Origin of the sequence: Kosakonia sp. AG348 (assembly GCF_003337365.1) — a bacterium.
Classification (GTDB): domain Bacteria; phylum Pseudomonadota; class Gammaproteobacteria; order Enterobacterales; family Enterobacteriaceae; genus Kosakonia.
This window is the reverse complement of record NZ_QPJR01000011.1, coordinates 1-12,271: the sequence shown is the minus strand read 5'-3', so window position 1 is coordinate 12,271 and position 12,271 is coordinate 1. Positions and strand designations below refer to the sequence as shown.

The following is a 12,271-nucleotide window of genomic DNA, read 5'->3' as shown; positions in this document are numbered from 1 at the left end:
CGTTGTTGCGTGTTACTCCCCTTGCAACATGGCTTCCAGTTGCTCGTGCGCTTCCAGCCAGGCCATCTCGCACGCTTCGAGACCCGATTTTGCCGCCGCCTGCTGTTGCAGACAGGTGGTTAGCTCTGCTTTACGGCTTTGATCGTAAAGCCCGCTATCACCGAGTTTCTCTTCGGCCTGGGCAAGCTGGGTGTTGAGTTTTTCCATCTCTTTTTCCAGCCGGGCAATCTCTTTTCGCAGCGGCTGAGTTTGCGTGCGCAGCTCGGCTTCCCGGCGCTTCTGATCTTTGCGCGCCTGAGCGCTGTTGGCGCTCTCTTTTACCGTATCCGCAGGCTGGCTCTCCTGTTTTTGCACGTCGCTCAGCCACTGCTGATAATCTTCCAGATCACCTTCGAACGGCTCTACTTTGCCGTCGTGCACCAGGTAGAGATCGTCTGTGGTGGAGCGAATCAGGTGGCGGTCATGCGACACGACCACTAACGCGCCTTCAAACTCAATCAGCGCTTCGGTCAGTGCCTGGCGCATATCGAGATCGAGGTGGTTGGTCGGTTCATCGAGCAGCAGCAGGTTTGGACGCTGCCAGACGATCAATGCCAGCACCAGACGCGCTTTTTCGCCGCCGGAGAAGCGTTCGGTTATTTCCGTGACTTTATCGCCCTGGAAACCAAAGCCGCCCAGGTAATCGCGCAGTTTCTGCTCCAACTCCTGCGGTGCGAGGCGCGCCAGGTGCTGCAACGGCGATTCGTCAGCGCGTAAAAATTCCAGTTGATGCTGGGCGAAGTAACCGAGCTTAATACCTTTCGCCAGCCCGATTTCACCGCTCTGCGCCGCCAGCTCACCGGCCAGCAGTTTGATAAGCGTGGATTTACCTGCGCCGTTACGCCCCAGCAGGCCAATGCGCGAACCCGGCACCAGGTTGAGCTTAATGGCGTTCAGAATGGTGCGATCGCCGTAACCGGCGCTCACTTTTTCCATCTTTAATAGCGGGTTAGGCAGACTTTCCGGTGGGCGGAAACTGAAGTGGAACGGGTTATCAACATGCGCCGGGGCAATCAATTCCATGCGCTCGAGCATTTTGATACGGCTTTGTGCCTGCTTCGCCTTGCTGGCTTTCGCTTTGAAGCGGTCGATAAAACTTTGCAGATGGGCAACGCGCTGTTGCTGGCTTTCATAAGTGGCCTGCTGCTGAGCAAGGCGTGTGGCGCGCTGGCGCTCAAACGAGCTGTAGTTGCCGGTATATTCGAACAGGCTTTGCTGCTCAATATGCAGAATTTTGTCCACCACCGGATCGAGAAAATCACGGTCGTGGGAAATCAGAATCAGTGTCCCCTGGTAGCTTTTCAGCCATTTTTCCAGCCAGATCACCGCATCGAGATCGAGGTGGTTGGTCGGTTCATCAAGCAGCAGTAAGTCGGAGCGGCAAATCAGCGCCTGCGCGAGGTTTAAACGCATACGCCAGCCACCGGAGAAGTCGCTTACCGGGCGCTCCAGTTGCTCGTTGCTGAAACCCAGACCGTGCAGCAGACTGGACGCGCGTGCGCGAATGGTCCACGCGTCGATGGCGTCGAGCTTTCCGTGCACGGTGGCGATGGCGTGACCATCGTTACGTTCGTTGGCGGCGTTCAGTTCGGCTTCAAGCTGGCGGTATTCGCGATCGCCATCGATTACATAGTCTATAGCCGCTTCATCCAGCGCTGGCGTTTCCTGGTTCACCCATGCCAGTTGCCAGGTGCCGGGAAACGTGAAGCTGCCGCCGTCGGCACCGATCTCGTTTTTCAATAGCGACAGCAGCGTTGATTTGCCGCAGCCGTTTTTACCCACCAGGCCTACTTTCTGGCCCGGGTTAATGGTGGCTGTGGCGTTATCCAGCAGGACACGCACGCCGCGACGAATTTGTAACGAGGAGAAAACAATCATAAGGCGCCGTATGTTCAGACTATGTTAATTTGTCATTATGATAATGTAAGAGTGCGGCCAAAAGACGCACCGGGGCCGCAATGGTAGCCCAAAATGAAGATGATAGACAAAATCATTCTGGCAGCGCCCACAGGCCGCTCGCCAGAGTTTGACACCCGGGAGGGGAATGATGTCGCAGACAGCGAAAGTGTTGCTGCTGTATGCCCATCCGGAATCACAGGACTCGGTGGCTAACCGGGTTTTGCTTAAGCCGGCAACGCAGCTGCAAAATGTCACGGTGCACGATCTTTATGCCCGTTACCCTGACTTTTTTATCGATATTCCTTATGAACAGGCGTTGCTGCGTGAGCATGACGTCATTGTGTTTCAACATCCGTTATATACCTACAGTTGCCCGGCGCTGCTCAAAGAGTGGCTTGATCGTGTGTTAAGCCGTGGCTTTGCCAGCGGCATTGGCGGGAACCAACTCGCGGGAAAGTATTGGCGTAGCGTGGTCACCACCGGGGAACCGGAGGCTGCGTATCGCCACGATGGGCTTAACCGCTACTCCATGAATGATATTTTGCGCCCGTTTGAGCTGACTGCCGCCATGTGCCGCATGCACTGGTTAAGCCCGATTATTGTGTACTGGGCGCGCCGGCAACAGCCGCAGGAGTTGGCGAGTCACGCCAAAGCGTATGGTGACTGGCTGGCGTCACCGTTGCCTGTGGGAGGCCGTTAATGGAAGGTTCCGCGCTTTTACTGGCCGGTGTGTTATTTCTTTTTGCGGCGGTGGTCGCTGTTCCGCTTGCCGCGCGTTTAGGGATTGGCGCGGTGCTCGGCTACCTGCTTGCGGGTATCGCGATTGGCCCCTGGGGGCTGGGGTTTATCAGCGATGTTGATGAAATCCTCCATTTCTCCGAGCTGGGCGTGGTGTTTCTGATGTTTATCATCGGGCTGGAGCTGAACCCGCGAAAACTTTGGGAGCTTCGGCGCTCCATCTTTGGCGTCGGCGCGGCGCAGGTGCTGCTGAGCGCGGCGATCCTCGCCGGGCTGCTGATGCTGACGCAATTTTCCTGGCAGGCGGCGGTGATTGGCGGTATCGGCCTGGCGATGTCTTCCACCGCGATGGCGCTGCAACTGATGCGCGATAAAGGCATGAACCGCAGCGAATCCGGTCAACTGGGATTTTCGGTGCTGCTGTTTCAGGATTTAGCTGTGATCCCGGCGCTGGCGCTGGTGCCGTTGCTGGCGGGCAATGGTGATGAGCATCTCGACTGGATGAAGGTTGGCATGAAAGTGCTGGCGTTCGCGGGCATGTTGATTGGCGGGCGTTATTTGCTGCGGCCTGTGTTTCGCTTTATTGCCGGTTCCGGCGTGCGTGAAGTGTTTACCGCCGCGACGTTACTGTTGGTGCTTGGCTCGGCGCTGTTTATGGATGCGCTGGGGTTATCGATGGCGCTGGGAACCTTTATCGCCGGTGTGTTGCTGGCCGAAAGTGAATATCGCCACGAGCTGGAGATCGCCATCGAGCCTTTTAAGGGGCTGTTGCTGGGGCTGTTTTTTATTTCCGTTGGCATGGCGCTGAACCTTGGGGTGCTCTATACCCATCTGTTATGGGTGGTACTGAGCGTTGCAGTACTGGTGGCGGTGAAATCACTGGTGCTGTACGGGCTGGCGCGAATATACGGTTTGCGCAGTTCGGAGCGTATGCAGTTCGCCGGTGTGTTAAGCCAGGGGGGTGAATTCGCGTTTGTCTTGTTCTCCTCGGCGTCTTCTCAGCGCTTGTTCCAGAACGATCAAATGGCGCTGCTGCTGGTCACCGTCACGTTGTCGATGATGACCACACCGCTGCTGATGCGTGGCGTGGATAAACTTCTCTCCCGGCGTTTTAACACCCCGGAAGATGAAGATGAGACTCCATGGGTGGAAGACGACAAACCGCAGGTGATTGTGGTGGGGTTTGGGCGTTTTGGTCAGGTGATTGGCCGCTTGTTAATGGCGAACAAGATGCGCATTACCGTGCTTGAGCGCGATATCAGCGCCGTCAACCTGATGCGTAAATATGGTTATAAGGTCTATTACGGGGATGCAACCCAGGTGGAGCTGCTGCGCTCGGCGGGCGCGGAGGCGGCGCAATCGATCGTCATCACCTGTAATGACCCGCTGGATACGATGAAGCTGGTGGAGATTTGCCAGCAGCATTTTCCGAACCTGGCAATCCTGGCTCGCGCCCGTGGGCGTGTGGAAGCACATGAACTCCTGCAGGCCGGTGTGACGCAGTTTTCCCGCGAGACCTTCTCCAGTGCGCTGGAGTTAGGACGCAAGACGCTTATTTCGCTGGGGATGCATCCGCATCAGGCTCAGCGTGCGCAACTGCACTTTAAACGTTTAGATATGCGTATGCTGCGCGAGCTGATGCCGGTGCATACCGATACGATGCAAATTTCCCGTGTCCGCGAAGCGCGGCGCGAGCTGGAGGAGATTTTCCAGCGTGAAATGCAGCAAGAGCGTCGCCAGCTGGATGGCTGGGACGAGTTTGAATAAGGGGAATCGAATGGCTGTACGAAAACGTTTTATCGCCGGGGCGGTTTGCCCGGCATGCCAGGCGAAGGACTCAATGGCAATGTGGCGTGAGAATAATGTTGATATTGTTGAGTGCGTTAAGTGTGGGCACCAGATGCGTGAAGCGGATAAAGAAGCCCGCGAGCATGTTCGCAAAGATGAGCAAGTGATTGGCATTTTTCATCCGGACTAGCGAGATCGGGCAGCTTTTTTTAAGCTAAAGGGTACACGGGTGCAGAATTCCGCTACAATCTGCGCCAGTAATTTTCCCACGCTCAGGAGATATCATGAAAGTAGCAAAAGACCTGGTGGTCAGCCTGGCCTATCAGGTACGTACAGAAGACGGTGTATTGGTTGATGAGTCTCCGGTGAGTGCGCCGCTGGACTACCTGCACGGTCACGGTTCCCTGATCTCTGGTCTGGAAAACGCGCTGGACGGTCACGAAGTCGGCGACAAATTCGATGTGGCTGTTGGCGCGAACGACGCTTACGGTCAGTACGACGAAAACCTGGTGCAGCGCGTACCGAAAGACGTCTTTATGGGCGTTGATGAGCTGCAGGTTGGCATGCGCTTCCTGGCGGAAACCGACCAGGGCCCGGTACCGGTAGAAATCACCGAAGTGGAAGACGACCACGTTGTTGTTGACGGCAACCACATGCTGGCTGGCCAGAATCTGAAGTTCAACGTTGAAGTTGTCGCTATCCGCGAAGCAACCGAAGAAGAGCTGGCTCACGGCCACGTTCACGGTCCGCATGGTCACGATCATGACCACGACCACGATCACGACGGTTGCTGCGGCGGCCACGGTCACGATCACGGCCATGACCACGGGAAAGGTGGTTGCGGCGGTAACGGTGGCTGCGGCTGCCACTAATACGCGTCGTCTTTCGCGTCGCAGGGGCGTTGGCTTCGCTTTTAAACCCCGGTCGCATAGTTTTCTGTGCTCCCGGGGATTTTCAAGTTTGCCGACTGCCTGCAACACGAAATCCATAGCGTTAGTGATGAGCGGGGAAACCCGCTTTTTTTACGCCTTAATAATGGGGCGGCGGCGTCTCTTCGGAAGGGGAGGCCATGTGCGAAGGCTGGCTGGCTTTGAGCTTTTCTGCCATTAACCGCAGATGTTCGCGCAGCTTCGCCATTTCCAGTTCATGGGCGACAACCGTCTGGTTTAATTCCTCAATGGTCTTCTCCTGAAAAGCCAACCGGCTTTCCAGTTCCGCCAGTCGCGCTTCTATTGTTAACTCATGCATACATCACCTCTGGATTGCGTCCGGCCCGATTTTCATTAAACGGGCGAATTTTACTGAACTTTGCCGCCAGGTACAGCTCTGGCAAAGAAAAGCAGAAACTTATTTAAACAAAAATAGTCAGAAAACAGGTGAATTCAGGTGGTGTCCTTATGTTGATTTCCACCGCAACGCTTTATAGTACGTCTCTTACTTTTTGTTTAACCCTGGGGCGAGATGCCCCGGCCCCTGGAGAAATGGATGAAATCACTGTTTAAAGTCACGCTGCTGGCGACCACGATGGCCGTCGCCCTTCACGCACCGATCTCTTTCGCTGCCGATGCTGCTGCAAAGAAAGAACCGGCTGCAGCAGCTGACAGCAAAGCGGCATTTAAAAATGACGACCAGAAATCCGCCTATGCGCTGGGCGCTTCGCTGGGCCGCTACATGGAAAACTCGCTGAAAGAGCAGGAAAAACTGGGCATCAAACTGGATAAAGCTCAGCTGATCGCTGGTGTTCAGGACGCGTTTGCCGATAAGAGCAAACTGAGCGACCAGGAGATCGAACAAACCCTGCAAGCGTTTGAGACCCGTGTGAAAACTGCCGCGCAGGATCGCATGGAAAAAGACGCTGCTGACAACGAAGCGAAAGGCAAAGCCTTCCGTGACACCTTCGCTAAAGAGAAAGGTGTGAAAACGTCCGATACCGGTCTGCTGTATAAAGTAGAGAAAGAAGGTACCGGCGATGCGCCGAAAGACAGCGACACGGTTGTTGTGAACTACAAAGGTACGCTGATCGACGGTAAAGAGTTCGATAACTCTTACACCCGTGGTGAGCCGCTCTCTTTCCGTCTTGATGGTGTTATCCCTGGCTGGACTGAAGGCCTGAAAAACATCAAGAAAGGCGGCAAGATCAAACTGGTTATCCCGCCGGCACTGGCTTACGGGAAAACTGGCGTTCCGGGTATTCCGGCTAACTCCACGCTGGTATTCGATGTTGAGCTGTTGGATATCAAGGCCGCGCCGAAAGCCGATGCCGCAGCGCCGAAAGCTGACGCCCCGGCGGCAGATGCTGCTCCGGCAGCCGGTGATAAAGCTGCAGACGCGAAAGCCGCAGACACCAGTAAGAAATAAAATTTGCAATAACGCCGCCTTCGGGCGGCGTTTTTTTTTGCAGCAGGGATATAATTCTGGAAAGCTTAACCTACGATGTATTAATTTATATCCCCATATAAATACTGAGCCTGCCCTGAAAACATAACGACAGGTTCCTGAAAAGGAGTGTTTTTTTTCATGTCCAGGTCGCTATTAACCAACGAAACCAGTGAGCTTGATTTACTGGATCAACGTCCTTTCGATCAGACCGACTTCGATATCCTGAAATCCTATGAAGCGGTGGTGGACGGGTTAGCGATGCTCATTGGTAGCCACTGTGAAATCGTTTTGCACTCCCTGCAAGATTTGAAATGTTCCGCAATCCGTATTGCCAATGGCGAACACACAGGGCGTAAAATTGGCTCGCCCATCACCGATCTCGCCCTGCGCATGCTGCATGATATGACCGGTGCCGACAGCAGCGTATCGAAGTGCTACTTCACGCGTGCGAAAAGCGGTGTGCTGATGAAGTCCGTCACTATTGCTATCCGTAACCGCGATCACCGCGTGATTGGCCTGTTATGCATCAACATGAACCTTGATGTGCCGTTCTCACAGATCATGAGCACCTTTGTGCCGCCGGAAACGCCTGATGTTGGCTCTTCGGTGAACTTTGCTTCCTCGGTGGAAGATCTGGTCATGCAAACGCTGGAGTTCACCATTGAAGAGGTCAACGCTGATCGTAACGTTTCCAACAACGCCAAGAATCGCCAGATCGTACTGAACCTCTACGAGAAGGGAATCTTTGATATCAAAGATGCTATCAACCAGGTCGCCGATCGCCTCAATATTTCCAAGCACACCGTTTACCTCTATATCCGCCAGTTCAAAAGCGGCGATTTTTCCGTACAGGATCGTTAATGCGTTTTGCCCTGATGGTCACCGGCCCGGCGTATGGTACGCAACAGGCCAGCAGCGCGTATCAGTTTGCGCAGGCGCTCCTGGATGCCGGGCATACACTAGCCAGCGTCTTTTTTTATCGCGAAGGGGTGAGCAATGCCAATGCGCTCACTGCGCCCGCCAGTGATGAATTTGACCTGGTTCGCGCCTGGCAACGCCTGCATGAGGAACATCAGGTCGAGCTGCATATCTGCGTTGCCGCCGCATTGCGTCGTGGCGTTGTTGATGATGCCGAAGCACAACGTTTGGCGCTGCCTGGTGCAAACCTGCAAGCCGGTTTTTCACTGACCGGCCTTGGCGCGCTGGCGGAAGCCGCGCTCTCTTGCGATCGGGTGGTGCAATTCTGATGCAACGTATCGCCTTTGTGTTTACTTCAGCGCCGCATGGCTCCTCTTCTGGTCGCGAAGGGCTGGATGCGTTGCTCGCGACTTCTGCGTTTACCGACGATATCGGCGTGTTTTTTATTGGTGATGGTGTATTCCAGTTGCTGGCCAAGCAGCGGCCGGATGCGGTATTAGCGCGCGATTACATCGCGACGTTTAAAGTTCTGCCGCTTTATGACATCGAACAGTGCTGGCTGTGTGCTGATTCGCTACGTGAACGTGGGTTAGGCGAGGAGACAACCTTCGTCTTGCCGGCTCAGCGCCTGGAAGCGGACGCGCTGCGCGAAAAGCTCGATAGCTACACCGTCGTTCTGACCTTTTGAGGCATTTATGCTGCATACCTTGTCCCGCTCTCCCTGGCAGTGTGATATGGCGTCGATGCTCCGTTTGCTGCGCCCCGGCGACGATCTGCTGCTGCTTTCAGATGGCGTAACGGCGGCCTTGCAAAATGGGCGCTATGTTGAGTTATTGCTAAACGCCCCCATAACTGTGCACGCGCTGAAAGAAGATATCGATGCCCGCGGTCTGGGTGGTCAAATTTCAAGCAGCGTTGTCAGGGTTGGCTATACTGATTTCGTTAGCCTGACGGTGAAAAACGCTGTTCAGATGCATTGGTAATGTGTGATCGCTGTATATTTCTTGACACCTTTTAAGCACAGCCATAAAATTCTGCGTCCTCATATTATATGAGGTCGTTTTATTACGTGTTTACGAAGCAAAAGCTAAAACCAGGAGCTATTTAATGGCAACAGTTAACCAGCTGGTACGCAAACCACGCGCTCGCAAAGTTGCAAAAAGCAACGTGCCTGCGCTGGAAGCATGCCCGCAAAAACGTGGCGTATGTACTCGCGTATATACTACCACCCCGAAAAAACCGAACTCCGCATTGCGTAAAGTATGTCGTGTTCGTTTGACCAACGGTTTTGAAGTGACTTCCTACATCGGTGGTGAAGGTCACAACCTGCAGGAGCACTCCGTGATCCTGATCCGTGGCGGTCGTGTAAAAGACCTCCCGGGTGTTCGTTACCACACTGTACGTGGCGCGCTCGACTGCTCCGGTGTTAAAGACCGTAAGCAATCTCGCTCCAAATACGGCGTGAAACGTCCTAAGGCTTAATGGTTCTCCGTTAAGTAAGGCCAAACTGTTTTAACTTTAATGTCAAACTAAACTCTTAGAGTTTTGGACAATCCTGAATTAACAACGGAGTATTTCCATGCCACGTCGTCGTGTTATTGGTCAGCGTAAAATTCTGCCGGATCCGAAGTTCGGATCAGAACTGCTGGCTAAATTTGTCAATATCCTGATGGTAGACGGTAAAAAATCTACTGCAGAAGCAATCGTATACAGCGCGCTTGAGACCCTGGCTCAGCGTTCTGGTAAAAATGAACTGGAAGCTTTCGAAGTAGCTCTCGAAAACGTGCGCCCGACTGTCGAAGTTAAGTCTCGCCGCGTTGGTGGTTCTACTTATCAGGTTCCGGTTGAAGTTCGTCCGGTTCGTCGCAATGCTCTGGCAATGCGTTGGATCGTTGAAGCTGCTCGTAAACGCGGTGATAAATCCATGGCTCTGCGCCTGGCGAACGAACTTTCCGATGCTGCGGACAACAAAGGTACTGCAGTTAAGAAACGTGAAGACGTTCACCGTATGGCCGAAGCCAACAAGGCGTTCGCACACTACCGTTGGTAATCCCTTCGGAGTTTTAGTCACATGGCGGGCGCTTCAAGCAAGTAGCCCGCCGTTTGGCAACTTAAATCTGAACGCCTAAAGAGACAAACGAGGAATCAAATGGCTCGTACAACACCCATCGCACGCTACCGTAACATTGGTATCAGTGCGCACATCGACGCCGGTAAAACCACGACTACCGAACGTATTCTGTTCTACACCGGTGTAAACCACAAAATCGGTGAAGTTCATGACGGCGCCGCAACCATGGACTGGATGGAGCAGGAGCAGGAGCGTGGTATTACCATTACCTCCGCAGCGACTACTGCATTCTGGTCTGGTATGGCGAAGCAGTATGAACCGCATCGCGTAAACATCATCGACACCCCGGGGCACGTTGACTTCACCATCGAAGTAGAACGTTCCATGCGTGTTCTTGACGGTGCGGTAATGGTTTACTGCGCCGTTGGTGGTGTTCAGCCGCAGTCTGAAACCGTATGGCGTCAGGCAAACAAATATAAAGTTCCGCGCATTGCGTTCGTTAACAAAATGGACCGCATGGGCGCTAACTTCCTGAAAGTTGTTGGTCAGATCAAAACCCGTCTGGGCGCGAACCCGGTTCCGTTGCAGCTGGCAATTGGTGCTGAAGAAGGTTTCACCGGTGTTGTTGACCTGGTGAAAATGAAAGCCATCAACTGGAACGATGCAGACCAGGGCGTTACCTTCGAATACGAAGATATCCCGGCTGAGATGCAGGATCTGGCTGACGAATGGCACCAGAATCTGATCGAATCCGCTGCTGAAGCTTCTGAAGAGCTGATGGAGAAATACCTGGGTGGTGAAGAACTGACTGAAGAAGAGATCAAAAAAGCTCTGCGTCAGCGTGTTCTGAACAACGAAATCATCCTGGTAACTTGTGGTTCTGCATTTAAGAACAAAGGTGTTCAGGCGATGCTGGATGCGGTAGTTGACTACCTGCCGTCCCCGACTGACGTACCTGCGATCAACGGTATCCTGGACGATGGTAAAGATACTCCGGCTGAGCGTCACGCAAGTGATGAAGAGCCGTTCTCTGCGCTGGCGTTCAAAATCGCTACCGACCCGTTCGTTGGTAACCTGACCTTCTTCCGTGTTTACTCCGGTGTGGTTAACTCTGGTGATACCATCCTGAACTCCGTGAAAGCTGCACGTGAGCGTTTCGGTCGTATCGTTCAGATGCACGCTAACAAACGTGAAGAAATCAAAGAAGTTCGCGCTGGCGACATCGCTGCTGCTATCGGTCTGAAAGACGTGACCACTGGTGACACCCTGTGTGACCCGGATCATCCGATCATTCTGGAACGTATGGAATTCCCGGAACCGGTAATCTCCATTGCGGTAGAACCGAAAACCAAAGCTGACCAGGAAAAAATGGGTCTGGCTCTGGGCCGTCTGGCGAAAGAAGACCCGTCATTCCGCGTATGGACTGATGAAGAATCTAACCAGACCATTATCGCCGGTATGGGTGAGCTGCACCTCGACATCATCGTTGACCGTATGAAACGTGAATTCAACGTTGAAGCGAACGTCGGTAAACCTCAGGTTGCTTACCGCGAAGCGATTCGTGCGAAAGTTACCGATATCGAAGGTAAACACGCTAAGCAGTCTGGTGGTCGCGGTCAGTACGGTCATGTTGTTATCGACATGTACCCGCTGGAGCCGGGCTCTAACCCGAAAGGTTACGAGTTCATCAACGACATCAAAGGTGGTGTAATTCCTGGCGAATACATCCCGGCCGTTGATAAAGGTATCCAGGAACAGCTGAAATCTGGTCCGCTGGCGGGTTACCCGGTAGTTGATCTCGGTGTGCGTCTGCACTTCGGTTCTTACCACGACGTTGACTCCTCTGAACTGGCGTTTAAACTGGCTGCGTCTATTGCCTTTAAAGATGGCTTTAAGAAAGCGAAACCAGTTCTGCTTGAGCCGATCATGAAGGTTGAAGTAGAGACTCCGGAAGAGAACACCGGTGACGTAATCGGTGACCTTAGCCGTCGTCGCGGTATGCTGCGCGGTCAGGAATCTGAAGTTACTGGCGTTAAGATCCACGCTGAAGTTCCGCTGTCTGAAATGTTCGGATATGCAACTCAGCTGCGTTCTCTGACCAAAGGTCGTGCGTCTTATACTATGGAATTCCTGAAGTATGATGATGCGCCGAACAACGTTGCTCAGGCCGTAATTGAAGCCCGTGGTAAATAAGCCGCAGGGTTAAAACCAAAGTCCCGTGCTCTCTCCAAAGAGGGAGAGCACTATAGTAAGGAATAAAGCCGTGTCTAAAGAAAAATTTGAACGTACAAAACCGCACGTCAACGTCGGTACTATCGGCCACGTTGACCATGGTAAAACTACTCTGACTGCTGCAATCACTACCGTTCTGGCTAAAACCTACGGTGGTTCTGCTCGCGCATTCGACCAGATCGATAACGCGCCGGAAGAAAAAGCTCG

General features: G+C 53.5%; 15 protein-coding genes. 13 read left to right on the top strand and 2 right to left on the bottom strand.

Annotated elements, in window-relative coordinates; genetic code table 11:
- Positions 1–12: 12 nt before the first annotated feature.
- A complete protein-coding gene (locus DFO56_RS21220) occupies positions 13–1,917 on the bottom strand; it encodes an ABC transporter ATP-binding protein (RefSeq protein ID WP_045507917.1) in 1,905 nt (634 codons plus the stop codon).
- Positions 1,918–2,083: 166 nt separating this feature from the next.
- Between DFO56_RS21220 and kefG the strand changes: the two genes are divergently transcribed.
- The 4 genes from kefG (at position 2,084) to slyD (ending at position 5,336) form a co-directional block, all read left to right on the top strand.
- Positions 2,084–2,638: a glutathione-regulated potassium-efflux system ancillary protein KefG gene (kefG, locus tag DFO56_RS21215; protein WP_071925236.1), complete on the top strand. Its 555-nt coding sequence runs from the start codon at positions 2,084–2,086 to the stop codon at positions 2,636–2,638.
- Positions 2,638–4,443 carry a glutathione-regulated potassium-efflux system protein KefB gene (gene kefB, locus DFO56_RS21210; protein WP_045507920.1) on the top strand — a complete coding sequence of 602 codons (1,806 nt, stop codon included), beginning with the start codon at positions 2,638–2,640 and terminating at the stop codon, positions 4,441–4,443. The genes kefG and kefB overlap by 1 nt, the downstream gene beginning before the upstream one ends.
- A gap of 10 nt (positions 4,444–4,453) precedes the next feature.
- Positions 4,454–4,654: a YheV family putative zinc ribbon protein gene (locus tag DFO56_RS21205; protein WP_017459891.1), complete on the top strand. Its 201-nt coding sequence runs from the start codon at positions 4,454–4,456 to the stop codon at positions 4,652–4,654.
- 94 nt (positions 4,655–4,748) lie between these two features.
- Positions 4,749–5,336, top strand: coding sequence for a peptidylprolyl isomerase (gene slyD, locus DFO56_RS21200; protein WP_017459892.1), 588 nt, complete (start codon positions 4,749–4,751; stop codon positions 5,334–5,336).
- Between the two features lie 157 nt (positions 5,337–5,493).
- On the opposite strand, the gene DFO56_RS21195 is transcribed toward slyD, so the two are convergent.
- On the bottom strand, positions 5,494–5,712 hold the full coding sequence (locus DFO56_RS21195) for a protein SlyX (RefSeq protein WP_020455503.1): 219 nt from the start codon (positions 5,710–5,712) through the stop codon (positions 5,494–5,496).
- A gap of 237 nt (positions 5,713–5,949) precedes the next feature.
- Between DFO56_RS21195 and fkpA the strand changes: the two genes are divergently transcribed.
- The 9 genes from fkpA to DFO56_RS21150 form a co-directional block, all read left to right on the top strand.
- The gene (fkpA, locus tag DFO56_RS21190; RefSeq protein WP_020455502.1) at positions 5,950–6,822 is read left to right on the top strand and encodes an FKBP-type peptidyl-prolyl cis-trans isomerase; all 873 of its coding nucleotides are present in this window, start codon (positions 5,950–5,952) and stop codon (positions 6,820–6,822) included.
- 159 nt (positions 6,823–6,981) lie between these two features.
- Positions 6,982–7,704, top strand: coding sequence for a transcriptional regulator (locus tag DFO56_RS21185; RefSeq protein WP_017459895.1), 723 nt, complete (start codon positions 6,982–6,984; stop codon positions 7,702–7,704).
- On the top strand, positions 7,704–8,090 hold the full coding sequence (gene tusD, locus DFO56_RS21180; protein ID WP_020455501.1) for a sulfurtransferase complex subunit TusD: 387 nt from the start codon (positions 7,704–7,706) through the stop codon (positions 8,088–8,090). The genes DFO56_RS21185 and tusD overlap by 1 nt, the downstream gene beginning before the upstream one ends.
- Positions 8,090–8,449, top strand: coding sequence for a sulfurtransferase complex subunit TusC (gene tusC, locus DFO56_RS21175; RefSeq protein ID WP_045507922.1), 360 nt, complete (start codon positions 8,090–8,092; stop codon positions 8,447–8,449). The genes tusD and tusC overlap by 1 nt, the downstream gene beginning before the upstream one ends.
- 7 nt (positions 8,450–8,456) lie before the next feature.
- Complete coding sequence (gene tusB / locus DFO56_RS21170; protein WP_045507925.1) at positions 8,457–8,744, top strand: sulfurtransferase complex subunit TusB; 288 nt, start codon at positions 8,457–8,459, stop codon at positions 8,742–8,744.
- A 124-nt stretch (positions 8,745–8,868) separates the two neighbouring features.
- Positions 8,869–9,243 (top strand): 30S ribosomal protein S12, encoded by a 375-nt coding sequence (gene rpsL / locus DFO56_RS21165; RefSeq protein WP_003023654.1) that lies wholly within the window; start codon positions 8,869–8,871, stop codon positions 9,241–9,243.
- A 97-nt stretch (positions 9,244–9,340) separates the two neighbouring features.
- Positions 9,341–9,811 (top strand): 30S ribosomal protein S7, encoded by a 471-nt coding sequence (rpsG, locus tag DFO56_RS21160; protein WP_007369802.1) that lies wholly within the window; start codon positions 9,341–9,343, stop codon positions 9,809–9,811.
- 99 nt (positions 9,812–9,910) lie between these two features.
- Positions 9,911–12,025, top strand: coding sequence for an elongation factor G (fusA, locus tag DFO56_RS21155; protein ID WP_020455498.1), 2,115 nt, complete (start codon positions 9,911–9,913; stop codon positions 12,023–12,025).
- Positions 12,026–12,095: 70 nt separating this feature from the next.
- On the top strand, positions 12,096–12,271 hold a 176-nt coding region (locus tag DFO56_RS21150; RefSeq protein ID WP_016831079.1), incomplete at its 3' end, for a GTP-binding protein.